1 protein-coding gene is annotated in these 3,865 nt (G+C 40.2%); it reads left to right on the forward strand.

Annotation, left to right across the window (positions count from 1 at the left end):
- Positions 1 to 3,741 (forward strand): beta strand repeat-containing protein (locus MKL32_RS11920; RefSeq protein WP_270900589.1); only part of this gene is annotated, 3,741 nt, incomplete at its 5' end.
- Positions 3,742 to 3,865: the final 124 nt, after the last annotated feature.

Below are 3,865 nucleotides of genomic sequence, written 5' to 3' on the forward strand. Positions count from 1 at the left end.
GTGACCTATACGGTGACAGACTCAACAGGTTTAAGTACCACAGGAACATTGACGGTTACAGTGACTGCTGTAAACAACGATGCACCGATCACAGCACCAGATACGGCAACTACAGCAGAAGACACGTTATTGGCAAATATTAATGTGTTGGCGAATGACAGTGATCCAGATGCTGGAGATGTATTGACAGTGACATCAGCTGTTTCAGCGAATGGTGGCACAGTTACGATCAATGCTGATGGTACGTTGAACTACACACCAGCATTGAACTATGTGGGTGATGATGTTGTGACCTATACGGTGACAGACTCAACAGGTTTAAGTACCACAGGAACATTGACGGTTACAGTGACTGCTGTAAATGATGCACCAATTGCTGTTGATGATGTTGTGTACGTACCAAAAGACATATCATTCACCTCGACCACGAGTGTATTAGCGAATGATACTGATGTAGATAGTCCAATATTGACGGTGCAAAGCTTCACGATTGCAGGTGATACGACAGTTTACAATGTAGGTCAAACTGCGACTATTACTGGTGTGGGCACATTTATTATGGATACAACAGGGAATTATACGTTCACACCAATAGTAAATTACAGTGGACCAGTACCATTAGTGACTTATACTGTAACCGACGGCACACTAACCGATACAGGTGTATTGTCGCTTACAATCGACCCTCTAAATGCCATCGATGATATTGCAACTTTAAATATTGGTAATGTAACTGCAACAGTAGGACCAGAAATACAAACAACTGATGTTCAAGTTCTTGGTCTTGCAGAAGCTTCCAATGGTACTGATGGTAGTGCGAGTGTTGTCATTGATAGCTACAGTGTTTTGCATGTTGAAGTTAGTCAAGAGGCACTAGTGGCAGTTGCTGATGGTTATCGAGTTGATATTGTTGATGCTGCAGGGAATATTGTAGCCTCTACAAATCCTAATGATCCAAATTTAGTTGGACAAGTACTTACTCCAATTATTGGGGGAACTTTGGGTCTTAGTGGAACCAATACCTTAACTGCAGACTTCTTAGGGTTACCAGCAGGAACTTATCGTGTTGTAGTACATAATGATCAGAATCAATTAAGTCGATTACTTGACTCTGATGGAAGTGGTGGAGTTTCTCTCCAAGAGCTGGGTGATAATGGAATTCTTCTTGGAGCAGAGAATCAGACGCTTATTGTAAATACTGTAGTAAATGCACTTAATAACCCTATATTAGGTATTGATTTAAATTTAGGTTCTACAGTTGAGCCTTTACTTAATACCGTACTAAACTTAATTAACACTACTGGTCAGGAAACACCAGTTTCTGAATTAGTTGGTATCCTTGGTGATATATTAAGTGATCCTCTCATCTTACCTATTATTGGTGATACGGGGCTTTCAGTAACAGATGTTCTTGATAGCTTGGTTAGTACATTAGCTACTACATTATTGGCAAACACTCTGACACTCTTGCAAACTACTACTATTACCACACAGTTGACTGAGTACAATGTGGATCCAGCAAATTCAACTATAACTGGCAATAATGTTATTAGTGATGCTGACCCAGCGGGTAATGATGTTTTGGGTATAGGTATTACTACAGTGACAAAAGTGTCGTACACGAATGCTGCTGGTGTAACTACGATCGTAGATGTTGACCCTTCATCTGGAGCAGATATTATTGGTGACTACGGTACATTACATATTAATGCTGATGGCAGTTACACCTATACTGCCAATGGTAATCCAGCTGTAACGGGACCAGAAGATATATTCACCTATACTTTGAGTGATGGCTTTACATCTGATACAGCAACCTTAACTATCAATTTGACTGATAATGTTGCACCTACACAAACACCAAATATCACAGCGATTTCTACTGATACTGGTACACAAGGTGACTGGTCAACGGCAGATAATTCACCAACAATTATTGGAACTTTAAATAATCCACTTCTTCCTGGTGAAAAAGTTCAAGTTCAGATTGACGGTGGAGCTTGGGTTGATGCCTATATGGATCCAAATGATACCAATGCTGCTGATGGTTGGACATGGTTCTATGGTTCAAATGATTTAACTGTGGGCAATCATACTGTAGCAGTTCGTTTAATTGATGGATCTGGCAATGTAGGTACAAATACAGATACCCAAGCGATTACCATTGAAGGAAATCAAGCACCTATTCCAATTGTAAATCAAGGTTTATTGGGTGGTTTAATTGGAGCTGATTTATTAGGATTGATAGATTTGGGCGATCAAACGTATATTGCCTATGATCCTGATAATAATCTTCAAAGTATTTCAATTTCATACCAAGTTCCTCTTGATTTGAGTACAGGTTTTGATTTAGCAGCCTCTAATCAGATTGCTGCTGAATTAGGTTTACAATTTAGTGTGGTCCATACAAATTTTTCTAATACTGTAGATAACAATGGTACACCGCTTAATCCTCTCGATGATATTATTACTACCACTTTCCCGTCATCTACACTTACGATCACTGCAATTGATGGTGGTGTAATTGATAATTTGGCAGTAAATGAGTTATTACGTTCTGTTTATTTAACAGCCACTTTGAATCTAGGAGTTGCTCCAACCTATTCGATCACTACAACTGATATGAATGGTCTTACTGATACAGATAGTGCAACAACACTTATAGATATTGGTCTCTTTGCTGGGTCAGGTGATCCTACTGTGATTCAAGGTACACCAGGTGATAATATAGTCAATGGTACATCAGCTAATGAACACCTGTATGGCTTCGCAGGCGATGACATTCTTCTAGCAGGTGATGGCGATGATTTACTACGCGGTGGTGCTGGTACTGACCAGTTGTTTGGTGAAGATGGTAATGACACTTTAATCTATGATGCAGCAGATACAGTGATTGATGGTGGTATGGGTAACGATACCTTACTCATTACTACCGCAACGGCTGCAATATTAGGTTCTACTACTGCAGTACATGATATCGAAAAGATTCAACTTGAAACTGAAAATGAATCAGTAACATTAACCTTGGGCGCAGATGGTGCAGCTAGAGCAACTGGGGCTGGTTCACAGCTGTTTGTCGAAGGTGATGGTAACGATACACTGAACCTATTGGGAGGTGTCTTTGTTGGTCAGGTGCTAATCAATGGTCAGGCTTATGAACAATATAGCTTGGATGGTACAACTGTTCTAGTTAATCCAGCGGTAGCTGTTACGTTGCAAGATAGCACTATTACTGGTACAACGAGCGGAGAAACTCTAAATGGTACTATTGAGAGTGAAACCCTGAGTGGTCTAGATGGTGATGATACTCTGAATGCTGGTGCTGGTAATGACCTGTTGCTTGGCGGAAATGGCAATGATGTATTAAACGGCCAAGCGGGTAATGATACATTAACTGGTGGTTTAGGAGCGGATACTGCGATCTTCAATGTACTCGACAATGCTGATAACGCAGGTGGTAATGGTTTTGATACATGGAATGATTTCCACTTAGGTAATACTGCTACTGATCCAAATGCTGATGTGATTGATATTTCTAATCTACTAGTTGGTTACACTGGAGATGGAAGTGCGCCATCATTGGCTGGATATGTCAGCGTCAACTCTGATGGCGCAACAACTACGATCAGTATTGATCGTGATGGAGCTGGAGGGGTGCATTCTAACGTGACTTTAATGAGCATTGATGTGGATACTACATTAACTGATCTTATTAACAATAATCAGCTTAATTTGTTCTAATCTATCAAACCAAAAAAGAGAACCTTCGGGTCACTGCTGTCCCACAAATATCACAAGAAGAACCTCAATTGAGGTTCTTCTTGTTTTCGCCATTTTTTATCAGGCACAAAGAGTGACCTTAAAA

The sequence above is a fragment of the Acinetobacter sp. AOR34_HL genome, from assembly GCF_027854795.1.
GTDB classification, from domain to species: domain Bacteria; phylum Pseudomonadota; class Gammaproteobacteria; order Pseudomonadales; family Moraxellaceae; genus Acinetobacter; species Acinetobacter junii.